Origin of the sequence: Agathobacter rectalis ATCC 33656, from assembly GCF_000020605.1 — a bacterium.
Taxonomy (GTDB): Bacteria; Bacillota; Clostridia; order Lachnospirales; family Lachnospiraceae; genus Roseburia; species Roseburia rectalis.
In genome coordinates this window covers 2538802-2552721 of the sequence record NC_012781.1, presented here as the reverse complement: position 1 = coordinate 2552721, position 13920 = coordinate 2538802, and the positions used below count along the sequence as shown (strand labels likewise).

Below are 13920 nucleotides of genomic sequence, written 5' to 3'. Positions count from 1 at the left end.
TGGCTGGGTATATGATTTATAAACTTAATATATGATCTACAGATTTGTTGGATTCTGCATTTATTACCAACAAATCTGATCGTGTTTGCTTTGAAACTATTTGCTGGAATCGGTTTGATACAATTAGGTATCGATTTTTTCCATCAAATAGAATAGACAGTCGTTTACTACATATGGTATTGTTCATCTCTTCAATTATGAGAGAAGCATGATACTTTTTCTTGAAGGACCAGATATCCATTAGACCGATGCCGGTGCCTCCTTCATCAGTATGAGTGGATGCCTCAAAAATTCCAAATTTCATATATGTATCGATTTCAAAAGGAATTCCACTATCTGAAACAGAGATAGTCGGAACTCCTTTTAACGTTTGAAGAGATAATTCGATAAATCTACCATGAGCATGTTTCGTGGCTATTATTGCATTTTCCAATAAATCTGAAAAAAGGTGAACAAGATCTAATTCGCTTGATGTGGACTGCTTTGAGTTAAAAAAGGTACTATCAAAATTGAATTTTAATACTATATTATTGCTTGATGCTTCCTTTGTCATAAAAGAAATAATTGCATCAATACCGGAATAGTTTGTCAGTGGAATAGATGTCATATCTGGCATGCATTGGTTTAACAGCTCCTGTCTATAGACCCTGATGGCATTGATTTCATTGGACAGGGATAAGCCTTTTGAGTGTAGCGCTTCAATATCAGAGTTTTCAGATGTGGCAAGGTAAGTGCATACAGAATCAGCCATAGCATTTACAATTCTATTGTCTTTATGGATGATGGCTCCGAGTCTTTTATTTTCAGCTTCAAGTTTAGCTATATAAGCTTTGTCTTCGTCTTTTGATGCGCGCAATGTTTTTATTTCGAGAAGGCGTAGCTTCTCTCTATAGCTTTTGGATATTTGTGATCTGCACCAGGATAAAATTATGATTAAGCAGATTGGAATTACTATAGCTCTGAATCTTCGCATTATATGTTCATCTGATGGAGATACCTGTTCAATGGTCATTGTGGCTAGTGCTATTAAGCATACAGCGGTATTGTAGTTTATCATTCCATTGAATATTAAGGTAGAAATGCTTTTATAAACCGGTTTTATTTTCAGAGTACACATAATTATTAAAGGGTACACTATACAAATTGCAATGGTGATTTCGTTTATATATATAAATGAAATTTGCGAGAAAACAACAAGCAATGTACAAATGACAAGGGAAACTACATGAAACATTAGTAGATTAATTACATAAGATGATAATGAAATACAAAATATGGATAACGACCATGTCCTCTTAATTGCACATGTGAAAATAATAAGGCAAAGGGCCGGCGCATAGTATGCAATATATGGAATATGTATTTTGCAAAAGTATATTATAATAGCAAGGATTAGAGAAAAAAGCATATATTTTATAAATGTATATAAAGAGGGAGTAAATGATTTGGTTAATTTGTCCATTAAATAAAGACTTGTAAATATTATAATCAGGTTTTTCAAAATTGATGTAAGCATATGTACTACTCTTTCTAATAAAAAATAACTACTCTAATAGAATAAGAGAAAATGATTTAGGCTGGTAACCTCCTATATAAAAGGAGGTGCATTGCATATGTTTAAGATAATAGACAGAATATTAGAACTATGGTCACTTACTTCAAAGTTTTAGAACTAAAGTTCATTGCGGAATTTATTAGCATAATGATAAATAAATTCGGTCAATGTAGGAACACCACGCTCATAATTAATTACTGCCGTATAGTTGCGGGCTAAATCTTCAGGATTACCATTAGACCAGGCTTTGTTTATGGCATTTTGCATGGCTCTTTCAATGCTTGCAGGTGTTTTCCCATGATGATTATCTGCTATCAGTTTTGGCAGGTTGGGCACAGCTTCCTTAGTTGCAATGATAATTGCTTCGGTTAAATATTCATAACCGATTGCTTTGGGACTGATACCAACAGCATCAAGTTCTCGATGAATGCGTATGGTAAGCTTACGATTCTGTTCAGCGGGAGTAAGTGTGGGAACTGTTGTGTCGGGTGAGGAGTGTTTTTGGATGGCATTCCTCATCATGCGCAATAATTCTACAGGTTTTTGAGCGGAATAATCTCTTTCATATTTAGTAATTATAAAGTCGGCTCCGAGTTGTCGGGCCGCTTCAAGGGTAACATTACTGGTGTTCTGTGTAGTAATCAGAATATAAGGCAGTTTTTCTAAAGCCAAATCATGTAACTTCGATAAGAAGAATAGTCCATTTCCTCCGCCTTCGTGAAGTTCTAAATCCAAAATAATCGCATCAGGAACACAATATTTAACCATGTCAAGTGCTTTATTTGAGTCATCTGTTATGCCTAAAAGCCGCATATCATCAAGTTGATCTATGTAATTCCTTATTTCTTCGCAGGCAAACTTATCATCTTCAATAAGCAAAACAGTTAATTCACGTTGGTTTTCCATAGACTTTTAATCCTCCATATGTGTCAATTGTACATTAGTATTCGACAAAATACAACACAAACCAACAAAAAATAATAAAAAGTGTAAAGAATATATAAGTTTTTTGAAAAGATAAAAATGATATAATAGTACTAGCAAAACGTAGTACTAATTACGCAAAATCTATTTGGAAAGGAGTTGTATATTAAGGATAATTGGGAGAAAATTAGTAGATAATATAATAAAAAATATATAAGTGAGGAGAAGAGGTTAATAATATGAATGATAAAATATTACACAAGGAAATAGATGTAATTCAATCCTGTATACAAAGAATGGCTGATTGTTCATTTAAACTGAAAGGCTGGTATATTTCACTTATTACGATAGCTTTAACATTATTAATTGGACAAGAGTGTAAATTGTCAATTATTGGTTTGTTTATGTTTAGTATTACTACGGTCTTTTGGGGATTAGATAGTTTTTTTCTGAAAACAGAAACATTATATAGATGGAAATATGATTGGGTAATTGATGCTAGACTGAATGGTAATATGGAAAATTTATATGATTTGAATCCTATGAATCGAAAAATGTGGAAAGAAGCTGATAAGAAGAATCCATGCATTATTAAATATGTTCTATCTAAGACTTTGTTACCTTTTTATGGAATTATTTGGTTAATATCAGTTGCTATAATAATTTATATTGTATTGAAATATTAGGAAAAAGTGGGAGGAACTATAATGGAAAGCTTAGGCAGAGTAAATGTATATCGTAATATTATAGAAAATAATGATTTGAAATTGAATGGCGAAATCATAAAGCTATTTAAGCTAAATGAAAGAATCTTAAAAAATATAGAAACACTTTTTTTAATAAGGGATAATATTGAAAATAGAGATTCTCTTTTTGAAATGTATATTCAAGATATAATTAATCAGGGGCAAAATTTAGCCGAAGCTGTAGATGTACCCAATTATAGAAAGCTATTAAATGATATTATCGAAATAGAAGAAAGCAAGAAAAAAACAGCAAACAAATTTAATGCACTAATAAAAAAATTAAGTGAGTTTAACGATAGGAGATTAGAGAATCTGGAAAAGCAGGGAGTATTTATTTTTTCAGATTATAAACCAAAAGGACTAGAGGATTATAAAGATAATGCATATAATAGTTATCTTGAAGAAAATTACAATAATGAAGAGAATAGTATGGTTTTTCTATCATATGCGTATGAGGATAAACTATATACAATAGCGCTTTTCTTTTACTTTCAAATTAAGAAGATTTTCCTTTATATTGATTGGATGAATAATGGAAAAGAAGATAAGGGAAATGTATTGAAACAAAAATTACGTAAAGCATTGGACAATTCTAAACAGTTGGTGTTTCTAAGGACACCAAACAGCGAATTGAAAATAGAGGGAAATTATTATGTAAGACCTTGGTGTTCTTGGGAACTTGGAAATTTTTATGAGAGACAGGGATCAGGACAAAAATTTTTCATTGATTTATATGATCATGGGAAAATCGATAATTTACAGTTAGATGGAATAAAATTATTGACTGGTGTAGCAAATGGAGAATTGAGTGGAATAATACAGTAAATAGTAGTTTACATATCATATTAAGTTCATGAATATTTATATATTTTATAAACTTAACATACATATAATGTGAATTAATAAATATTTATAAAGACTACCAATTGGTATATTTTCATAGTATAATGTTTCTGAGAAACTAAAAGATTTATATTTTATACTACAATTTTTACGGGGACATATAATTATGAAATACACAGATTCAAAAGAATGGAAATTATATATTGAATTAACAAACAAAAGGCCAGACTTGTTTATTCAATCGGAGGATCTTACCATCATTACTGATCCAGACACTGTAAATGAGTATATTGCTGATTCTGGACGGAAACTTGGGGTGGTTTATAAAAGTCCATGGAATACAATGCTTGTTGATTTGGTTAAAAATAAAAATGGAGATTTGTTTTCTTACGACAGATTGATCGGTACATCAACAGGAGTACCTGTTGTTACCATTCCTGTATATGATGGTAAGTTTATACTTATCAAACAGTATAGACATGCCATACGTAGAATACAGTATGGTTTTCCACGTGGGTTTGGAGAAGATGGGCTGTCAGCCGAAGAGAATGCTGTTAAGGAGCTTTCGGAAGAAGTTGGAGCAACTTTCGCTGATGATGCAAGGATTAAGGTAATAGGAAGCCTCACCGCCGATAGTGGAATTACATCAGGAAAGATTTCTGTAGTATATTGCGAAATTTCATCTTACGAGGAAAAGATAGGATATGAGGAGATTCAAAAGACGATTTTATTGTCTGGGAGAGAATTGGATGATTGGATAAAAAGAGGGCGAATCGATGATGGATTCACCCTTGCTGCTTATTCATTATTTTCATTGTCAGCGGATTTACGATAATATGAAATGCCACGAGGCTGTTTTTGGGTAACACGGATATCTTTAATAGTTGCTTTGAATAGGTTAAGGCTGTCAAGCAGGTCAGCGAGATGTATTTTATTGGAAATGAGTGATCCAATGATACTGAATGCAATTGTTGAAATGAATGCAAAAAGTATTGTTAATATAAGTATATTATGGAAGTCCGGCTCTACAGCACCCTGTATCCAACCCAGTATCGTGTTAACAAAAACAAATAAAAATATACTGGCACCGATTGTACCGATGATTTTGCGGAAACGTTTGTTTAAATAAATCCTTTGTGATTTTATTTGTTCTAAATGATTTTGTTCGTATGTTTCAGCGGATTGTGGAATGGTGTCAATTTTTTCAATTATGCGATCAGCAGTATCCCATGGGGCAAGTTGTACTGCGCTTAAAATCCAGTTATCTAAATCGGGTTTTTCATCCTGGTAATAGTGTACTTTGCAGGATGAATTATTGATATTCTGTGAATCTTTCCAGTACGTTATTAGGCGTGAAGCAAAGTCGTTCCAGAAAGAACCTGAAATTCCTGCTTCGCCATCATAGTGTTTACACACATTTTTTATTCCTGATTCAACAACATAATTGTATAATAGGTCGATAATCAGATCGGCGATATGGCATGTATCTGTATATGAGGTATCCTTTGCGAGATATTCATAAATGTGATTTTTCCAGACAGATCGAGAGTTGCTTTTAGGAGGTAGAGTATCATTAATATTGCCAAGTAGTTCATGGACGCTATTGTTGGAAATAGCGGATATCAGTTTGTCCGTGGAAGCAGCTTGTTTAGGCTGAGATTGTAAAGAAGACAAAAGTCTGTCACGGCTATTTAAAAAGAGAGTTATTAATTCGTGTAAAGAAATGTGTGATTTTATGGGCTCAGCAGTAGAAAATTGGGACTGGCTCATGGCAATTACCATTGTAACGACGTTTATAACATAATTCCAGGTATCATTATGTGCTTTTTGTTGTAGAAGTGGGAGGTCGCAGAAGGTTATGGCCTGATGTATATCGTGAATATCATCATGGGTAAGATTTAAACCTTCGAAAGTAGAAAAATGAAATGAATCAGGCGTAGATAGAGCCTGCTGAAAATACTGTGATGCAGTGCGCACAAGAGTATTATCTTGTTTGTAATACTGTGCAACTTTTAAATGTCCTAATTCAAACATATGAATTATTTGTTCGGATGTGTCTGTGTTTGCTAACGAGCGAAGAAAGCCACGAGAATCAGATAATTGATTAAAAGATAGTACAACAGAGTTACCATTGAGAATAATTTCCTCGAAAAGTGCCTTCTGAGCACGCTCAATTTCTGCTTTGGAATTTCGAACAGAATCCAGTTCGAATAAGTAAACTTGTTTTCTCATTTGTATCCCCTTTCAAATATTGTTATAAAAATTGTATGATATATAAGAAATGATGTCAACAAAATCTATGAAAAGTGTTATAATTTTAGCGTATTAACTATTTAAGAGTTGTAAAATATAGGAATACAAAGTTAAAGGAGAATAAAGTCATGTCAAATTGTTTTAACCCGGCAAATATTTTATTGCCAAAAGACGGCATAGATATGGAAAAATGGTCAGTTATAGCTTGCGATCAGTATACAAGTCAGGCTGATTACTGGAAGACCGTGGAAGAGTTTGTGGGTGATGCACCATCGACACTCAATGTGGTATTTCCGGAGATATATCTGGGGAATAAGAAGAATGACAAGAACTGTGCATGTGAAAATGGCAGTTGTGCGGATGATCATACAACAATGTATGCATCAATGTCAGACTCAGAGCGTATTGCTTGTATTAATTCTACTATGGAGAAATACTTATCAGATGGTATTATACAACAGGTGGTTACAGACGGATATGTACTCGTGGAGCGCACCACAGAGTCAGGAGTCCGTCTAGGAATAGTAGGACTTGTAGATTTGGATGATTATGATTTTGATCCCAAGAATCCTACACTTATAAGGGCAACAGAGGGAACGGTTATTTCACGTATTCCACCAAGAGTAAAGATAAGAGAGCATGCTGCAATCGAGCTTCCACATGTAATGCTTTTGGTGGATGATCCTGTTGACAAGGCAGATGATGCATCTGATGAGGGAAAATTAACTGACATTTACAATATCGGAAACATAGAACATGGAATAATCGAATATGTATATTCTTTAAAGGACAGTTTCCGTAAGCTTTATGATACAGACCTTATGCAGGGAGGCGGACATATCCGCGGCTATGCTATTGAGGGAGAGGCGGCTAAGCAGGTAACAGCTGCATTTGCCAAAAAGCAGGAGCAAAGTGGAGGTTTCCTTTTTGCGGTAGGTGATGGAAACCATTCTCTTGCCACAGCGAAGACATGCTGGGAAAATATCAGGAAATCTCAAAAATTCACAGATGAACAGTTGAAAACTCATCCGGCAAGATACGCTCTTGTGGAAATCTGTAACTTACATAGTAAAGCACTGGAGTTTAAGCCTATTCACAGACTTCTTACAAAGGTAAATGTGGAAGATATGCTGGCATTTTTTAATGAACAGCTTAAAGAACAAGGACTTGAGTGTGCAGAGGGGAATGAAATAATATTTGAATATGTTGAATCAAGCGATAGTATTGATGAGAATGCTTCAGGATATGAAGCACGGGTTTGTACATATGCAATCAATATCATAAACAGGGGTGATCGTCTCCCTGTTGAGATACTTCAGGGAATACTTGATAAGTATATTAAGTCGCATGAGGATACAGAGATTGATTATATCCATGGTGATGATGCGCTTCATAGATTGGTCAAAGAGACAAATGGATGTGGAATTTTCCTTCAGTCAATTGATAAGAGCACACTCTTCCCGGCAATAAATGCAGGTGGTGTGCTTCCAAGAAAGACATTTTCTATTGGTGAGGCTAATGAAAAGAGATATTATATGGAGTGTCATAATATACAGGTGAAATAAAACTTGTTCATATAAAATGTGTAGTTAATATAATGTAACAAAAAGCTTTGTAAAGTGTATAATGTCATGAAATATATAAATAATAATAGGAATAAGTTAAATAAAGTGGATATAAGAATGGATAAAATGAGTATAATAGTTCCCTGTTTTAATGAGAAAGAGGCTCTGCCTCTTTTTTATAATAAAATAACTCAGGTGTTTAATCAGATGAGTCAAGAGAGTGAGACAGCGGGATTGTCCTATGAACTGATTATAGTGGATGATGGCTCTATGGACGGGACGCTCGATGTTGCAAAGGAGCTTGCCGTAAATGATTCCGGTGTGAAATACATATCCTTTTCACGCAATTTTGGCAAGGAGGCAGCCATGTATGCAGGCTTGCAGCATGCGGTGGGGGAATATGTGGCAATAATGGATGCAGATCTTCAGGATCCACCGGAAATGCTTCCGAAGATGTATCAGGTCCTTAATAAAGAGGGTTATGATGCTGTCGGTACAAGGCGAGTGACACGCAAAGGTGAACCAGCGATTAGATCTTTTTTTGCCAGAAAGTTCTATAGGCTGATGAGTAAGATTTCAAAGGCAAATATGGTTGATGGGGCACGTGACTATAGGCTGATGAATAGGAAATATGTGGATGCTCTTTTATCGCTAAAAGAGTACAATAGGTTTTCAAAAGGACTGTTTGGATGGGTAGGCTTTAAGGTGAAGTGGCTTGAGTTTGAGAATGTAAACAGGGTGGCAGGTGAGACAAAGTGGTCATTCTGGCAGCTCTTTTTGTATAGCCTTGACGGAATAGTGGCATTTTCCAACGCGCCGCTATACATCGCATCCATAGCAGGAGTGTTCAGCTTTATTGTCGCAATAATTGCAATGCTCTTTATCATTATCAGGAGACTTGTATTCGGAGATCCGGTAGCCGGCTGGGCTTCGACCGTTGTTATCATACTTTTTATAGGCGGGATACAACTGCTTAGCATAGGCATTTTGGGACTTTATCTGTCGAAGCTTTATCTCGAGGCAAAGGAAAGACCGATATATTTAATAGGAGAATCAAATATAGAAAAACCTACAGAGAAATATTAAGGCTTTCTTAAGAATTCTTAATTCGATAGCACATGACATTTTTTTCGGATGTTATGTGCTATAATTTTTTCGGCAACGTTTATTAATGCATGAAAGAGGACTAAGATGAAAAACGTACTGGAGTGGCTTGAGGCCACAGTAGAAAAATACCCTGGCAAGCCTGCATTTTCGGATACTGAATGCAGCATTACGTTTGCGCAGGTGTATGATATAGCAAGAAATACAGGAGCATATCTGATAGAACAGCTTGGAGTGGACAGAACACCTGTTGCAGTATTTGCCGGAAGGAAAATGGTGACACCGGCATACTTCCTGGGAGTGGTATATGCAGGCAGACCGTATGCGCCGATTGACGCATCGCTTCCTGACAAGAGAATTGAGAAAATTCTTGAAAATCTGTGCCCAAGGGCTATTGTTGCAAACAGGGAAAGTCTTGAGCATGTGGAGAGCATAGTGGATGAGCTAGTAAAGGCAGAAGGCTTCGATAGACCGCAGATATTTATTGCTGAGGATATATCGCGCTTCGAGCAGGTGGCGTGTGCTGATAGTAATTGTAAAATCGGTGAATCAGCAGGAGACGCTGTGACGGATAGTGAGAACGATACAGATGGTGGTGTTGTGGCAGGCTGTGCAGGAAAAACAGATGACAGCTTACTGGAGAAGCTCGCAGCAGTCCGCAGGCAGATGTCCATGACAGACCCGCTGTATATCATCTACACGTCAGGCTCCACCGGCAATCCAAAGGGAGTCATGACATCGCATCTGTCACTTATGACGTACATCAACGCTTACTGTGATGTAATGCATATAGAGGAAAGTGATGTGCTGGGCAATCAGTCGCCGCTTGACTATATTGCGGCAATCAGGGACATTTATCTGCCGCTAAAGACCGGCTGCAGCACAGCTATTATCCCGAAAGAGTACTTTATGGAGCCAAATGCCCTGTTTGATTACATGAATGATAAGAAGGTCAGCAGTGTCGGCTGGAGTGTTTCGGCATTTACCATCCTCACATCGCTTGGAGCATTTGAGGAAGTAGGGCTTAAGAGTCTTAGAAAAATCTGCTTCTCAGGCTCAGTGATGCCGTGCAGGGTGCTCAGAAAATGGCAGGAAAATCTGCCTGAAGCACATTTTGTGAACCAGTATGGACCGACAGAGGCCACAGCATCATGCACATACTATAGCGTGGATCATACAGTGGAAGAGGACGAGGTGCTTCCTATAGGAAAAGCCTATGACAATTACAGGGTTTTCCTGATAGATGAGCATGGAAATGAGCCGGCTGTCGGAGAACAGGGCGAGATATGCGTATGTGGACCAATCCTGGCGCTGGGTTATTATAATGATCCGGAGAGGACAGCTGCGGCATTTACACTCAATCCACTCAACAAGGCTTATCCTGAGCGGATGTACCGCACAGGGGATTACGGAAGGCTCGATGAGGACGACATACTTCATTTCTGTGGACGTATGGACCGCCAGATAAAGCACATGGGACACCGTGTGGAGCTTGATGAGGTGGAGCATGCCGCCAATGTGGTAGAGGGAGTCGCAGAAAGCTGCGTTATATATAATAAAGCAAAAGAGGTGCTGATACTTTTCTACACAGGTGACTGTGACAGGAGAAGCCTCGCGCTGGCGCTGAGGGACGAGCTCCCGGGCTTTATGGTGCCAAGGAAAATCAAGAAGCTGGAGCAGCTTCCTAAGCTTCCAAACGGAAAATATGATATGAAAAAACTGGAGGAAATGTAAAATGAGAGACACAATTTTAGAGATTTTAGAGGAATTAAGACCGGATGTGGATTTTGAGAAGGAGACAAAGCTGATCGATGACAAGATTCTTGAGTCATTTGATATAGTTTCACTCGTATCGGAGCTGACTGATGAGTTTGACATCACAATCAGACCAAAGGATCTGGTTCCTGAGAATTTCAACTCAGTTGATGCAATCGAGAAGCTTGTGAAAGAGCTTGTGGAGGAATAAAGCATATGAGACAGACACCGTACTATGTATTTGATACGGACGAGTTTGCAAAGAGAGCAGCCATGATAAGGGCTGCTCTTGATTGTAAAGGAGGACGTAGGATACCGCTTTGCTTTTCGATAAAGGCAAACCCATTTCTGCTTCACAGGCTGCCGGAGGGCTTAGACCATGTGGAGGTGTGCAGCCCGGGAGAGCTTGAGATATGTATAGCACTGGGCGTGAAGCCGGAGAGCATCATTTATTCAGGTGTGATGAAGGAAAAATGCGATATAGAGCGAGCAGTTTCATATGGCGCCGGCATACTGACCTGTGAAAGCATAAGACATGCGGCGCTGATATCAGAAGTGATGATTGAATGTATACAGGAAGGTGCGCATGAAGCCGAGTTTGCCGAAACGAAAGCACAGGTCATACTTCGCCTGACAAGTGGCAACCAGTTTGGCATGTCGCTTGAGGATATTGAATATATCATTTCGCATCCGGATGAGTTTAAGGGCATCACGGTAATAGGCATTCACTACTATTCCGGCACACAGAAGAGTCTTCGCAAAATAAATAAGGACTTGGAAAAAATAAAGTCTGCACTGACCGGATTAAAAGAAAAATACGGCTTTGAGCCACAGCTTGTAGAGTATGGCCCGGGACTTTGCGTGGAGTATTTCGAGGATGACTGGCAGGAAAAGGAAAAACAATCACTTGATGAGGCAGCAGAGGTGCTTAGAGAATTTGCCGAGGAATATCCGCTTGGCATTGAGATGGGACGTTTCCTTGCAGCCTCATGCGGTAAATATTACACACAGGTAAAGGACATTAAATCGACAGGCGATGCCAACTATGCGATTCTGGATGGAGGAATCCACCATCTGAATTACTTTGGGCAGAGGATGGCAATGCAGGTGCCGCCGATTAAGGTGTTTGATGGTATTGAATGGGAACTTGAAAAATCATCTGATGTATGTAGAGTACTTGGTATGGTCGGATATGAATGTATGAACGATATTATTAATAAAAATATGCAGAAAGCAAATGATTGTGAGGACTATACTTTGTGTGGAAGTTTATGTACAGTTGCAGATGTCATGGTGCGTGAAGTTGTCTTACCAAGACTGGAAATTGATAATATTATAGAATTTGGCCATTGTGGAGCATATTCGGTAACGGAAGCTCCGGTATTGTTCCTGTCAAGAAAATTACCGGCTGTATATGCATATTCAAAGCAAAAAGGTTTTGAATTGCTGAGAGGCTATGTGGCTGCATCGGATATAAACAGAGCACATATGTTTGACTGCATTTAATTTAATAGAAATCTCGTGGATTAATAAGAACCACGAGATTTTTGTTTTAATATATATAATTCAGGATAATTCAGGCAATAATTCAGGCTCATTAATATTATTCTTTTAAAATTAGAAAATGTGTGATAAAATAATAGGGTATATTGAATTTTGGAGGTGCTTATGTATCGAAAAAAAAACTCTGAATGGCTTAAACATTTGGATTTTGAGTTATTAGATATTATATGTATGGAAATTGCATTTATGCTTGCGTATGTACTTAGACATGTAGGGCATGAATATTATTTTCCACGAATGTATATGAGATTATGCATTGTACTTGGAGTTATTGATATAGCGGTATTATTTTTTACTAATAATTATAAAGGCATTATACAGCGTAATAAGTGGCAGGAGATTATTGCTACAGCAAAGCATATTACAATAGTTCAGGTATTACTTCTTATATATGAATATATGACGCAGGAAGCTTATCTGCTTTCAAGAACAGTATTTCTTGTAAGTTGGGGATGCGCTATTGTTTTGTGTTTTTTTAGCAGGTGTGCATGGAAAAAAGTTATTCGTAGAAGAGTTATGGCAGAAAAGAATCAGTCAAGTATGCTCCTGATTACTACAGAAGACAGAATTGTTGAGCTGACAGCAAAATTACGACATAAAGATTATAGAGATTATAAGATAAGTGCAATTTATATAGAACGCGAATTGGCTGATGCAAAGGATAATATTATAGAAACGGATATTCCTATTATCTATGGAAAAAATAGCTTACTGGAATACGTTAGGCAAAATGTTGTGGATGATGTGTTTATCGATGTGTGCAATAGCAAGGAGCAGTTGACAGAACTCTCTGATATATTCTTGCAGATGGGAATTGTTGTACACATAGGCATGGGATATCTTCCAGATAATCTCCCTAACGCTTTTATTGAGAAAATGGGAGAGGCTGATGCGATAACCGCATCAATAAATACGGCAACAGGTTGGCAACTGTCTATAAAGAGAATTACAGATATAATTGGTGCGATAGTAGGACTTATGATTACTGCTATAGCGTTTATTTTTGTTGCGCCAGCTATCAAAATTGCATCTCCAGGCCCTGTGTTTTTTAAACAAAAGCGTGTTGGAAAAAACGGAAGAGTATTTTATATATACAAATTCCGCTCTATGTATATGGATGCAGAAGAACGTAAAAAAGATCTTATGAAAAAAAATGAAATGCAGGGACTCATGTTCAAGATGGAAAATGATCCGAGGATCATAGGATCAGAGAAAGGACCCGGAAAAGGAATTGGCAATTTTATCAGAGAGACAAGCATTGACGAACTGCCACAGTTTTGGAATATACTAAAAGGAGATATGAGTCTTATAGGAACTCGTCCTCCAACAGTAAACGAATATGAACAGTATGACCTGCATCATAAGATACGACTTAGTATGAAACCGGGGCTTACAGGAATGTGGCAGGTCAGTGGACGAAGTGATATAACTGATTTTGAGGAAGTGGTAAGGCTGGATACTGAGTATATAGAGAACTGGTCAATTGGAATGGACATTAGGATACTGTTTAAAACTATTCAGGTGGTGTTATGTAAAAAAGGTTCGAAGTAGCAATTGAAGCATATAATGTTTTATATTGAATATTTGCTGGATATGAGGTATACTGTACTAT

At 37.1% G+C, this 13920-nt stretch carries 12 protein-coding genes; 9 read left to right on the top strand and 3 right to left on the bottom strand.

Translation table 11 applies throughout. The features are described 5' to 3' along the window. Window positions 1-16 precede the first annotated feature (16 nt). The gene (locus tag EUBREC_RS12030; RefSeq protein ID WP_041254187.1) at window positions 17-1516 is read right to left on the bottom strand and encodes an ATP-binding protein; all 1500 of its coding nucleotides are present in this window, start codon (window positions 1514-1516) and stop codon (window positions 17-19) included. A gap of 156 nt (window positions 1517-1672) precedes the next feature. Beyond that, window positions 1673-2461, bottom strand: a complete 789-nt coding sequence (locus tag EUBREC_RS12025; protein ID WP_012743490.1) for a response regulator — start codon at window positions 2459-2461, stop codon at window positions 1673-1675. A gap of 257 nt (window positions 2462-2718) precedes the next feature. Between EUBREC_RS12025 and EUBREC_RS12020 the strand changes: the two genes are divergently transcribed. The 3 genes from EUBREC_RS12020 to EUBREC_RS12010 all read left to right on the top strand — a co-directional run bounded on the left by EUBREC_RS12020 (window position 2719) and on the right by EUBREC_RS12010 (window position 4903). Then, window positions 2719-3165 (top strand): hypothetical protein, encoded by a 447-nt coding sequence (locus EUBREC_RS12020; protein WP_012743489.1) that lies wholly within the window; start codon window positions 2719-2721, stop codon window positions 3163-3165. A 21-nt stretch (window positions 3166-3186) separates the two neighbouring features. Next, complete coding sequence (locus EUBREC_RS12015) at window positions 3187-4050, top strand: toll/interleukin-1 receptor domain-containing protein (protein WP_012743488.1); 864 nt, start codon at window positions 3187-3189, stop codon at window positions 4048-4050. Between the two features lie 184 nt (window positions 4051-4234). Beyond that, window positions 4235-4903: an NUDIX hydrolase gene (locus tag EUBREC_RS12010; protein WP_012743487.1), complete on the top strand. Its 669-nt coding sequence runs from the start codon at window positions 4235-4237 to the stop codon at window positions 4901-4903. On the opposite strand, the gene EUBREC_RS12005 is transcribed toward EUBREC_RS12010, so the two are convergent. After that, window positions 4867-6300 carry a hypothetical protein gene (locus EUBREC_RS12005; protein WP_012743486.1) on the bottom strand — a complete coding sequence of 478 codons (1434 nt, stop codon included), beginning with the start codon at window positions 6298-6300 and terminating at the stop codon, window positions 4867-4869. The two genes, EUBREC_RS12010 and EUBREC_RS12005, sit on opposite strands and share 37 nt — an antisense overlap. Before the next feature lie 149 nt (window positions 6301-6449). On the opposite strand from EUBREC_RS12005, the gene EUBREC_RS12000 reads away from it, so the two are divergent. From EUBREC_RS12000 to EUBREC_RS11975, 6 genes are all read left to right on the top strand, one after another. Beyond that, window positions 6450-7886, top strand: a complete 1437-nt coding sequence (locus EUBREC_RS12000) for a DUF1015 domain-containing protein (protein ID WP_012743485.1) — start codon at window positions 6450-6452, stop codon at window positions 7884-7886. Between the two features lie 117 nt (window positions 7887-8003). Further along, complete coding sequence (locus tag EUBREC_RS11995) at window positions 8004-8972, top strand: glycosyltransferase family 2 protein (RefSeq protein ID WP_012743484.1); 969 nt, start codon at window positions 8004-8006, stop codon at window positions 8970-8972. Between the two features lie 105 nt (window positions 8973-9077). Then, window positions 9078-10724 (top strand): AMP-binding protein, encoded by a 1647-nt coding sequence (locus EUBREC_RS11990; RefSeq protein ID WP_012743482.1) that lies wholly within the window; start codon window positions 9078-9080, stop codon window positions 10722-10724. 1 nt (window position 10725) lies between these two features. Further along, window positions 10726-10956 (top strand): acyl carrier protein, encoded by a 231-nt coding sequence (locus EUBREC_RS11985; RefSeq protein WP_012743481.1) that lies wholly within the window; start codon window positions 10726-10728, stop codon window positions 10954-10956. Between the two features lie 5 nt (window positions 10957-10961). Then, the gene (locus EUBREC_RS11980) at window positions 10962-12251 is read left to right on the top strand and encodes a type III PLP-dependent enzyme domain-containing protein (protein WP_012743480.1); all 1290 of its coding nucleotides are present in this window, start codon (window positions 10962-10964) and stop codon (window positions 12249-12251) included. Window positions 12252-12413: 162 nt separating this feature from the next. Then, entirely contained in the window at window positions 12414-13859 is a 1446-nt protein-coding gene (locus EUBREC_RS11975; RefSeq protein ID WP_012743479.1) for a sugar transferase, read from the top strand. Window positions 13860-13920: the final 61 nt, after the last annotated feature.